The sequence below is a fragment of the Pelomonas candidula genome, assembly GCF_043555985.1.
Taxonomy (GTDB): domain Bacteria; phylum Pseudomonadota; class Gammaproteobacteria; order Burkholderiales; family Burkholderiaceae_C; genus Pelomonas; species Pelomonas candidula.
Genome location: NZ_JBIGIC010000081.1, coordinates 1 through 273, shown reverse-complemented (window position 1 = coordinate 273; position 273 = coordinate 1). Strand labels below are relative to the sequence as shown.

Sequence of the window (273 nt, the reverse complement as noted above, 5' to 3'; positions counted from 1 at the left end):
GTGCCGGAGATGGTGTTGGAAACGGTGAACGCATTGCTGCGGTCGAAGACGAGTGCGGCGTTGTCGGTGACGGCGCCACTGCCCAGTGTGCCGGTGGTGCCGCCGTTGCCGACCTGCAGCGTGCCGGTGCTGATGGTGGTGGTGCCGTAGGTGTTGGCGCCGGTGAGGGTCAGCGTGCCGGTGCCGGACTTGGTCAGCGAGCCGCCGGAGCTGGTGAGGGCGGTGGCCAGCGTGACGGCCTGGCCGTTGGTGTCGAGGTTGTAGGCCTGGGAC

The 273-nt window shown here is 68.9% G+C and carries 1 protein-coding gene; it reads right to left on the bottom strand.

All coding sequences use genetic code 11. From position 1 onward, the window contains the following. The coding region (locus ACG04R_RS28570; protein WP_394418234.1) for an autotransporter-associated beta strand repeat-containing protein at positions 1-273 on the bottom strand (273 nt) is incomplete at both ends.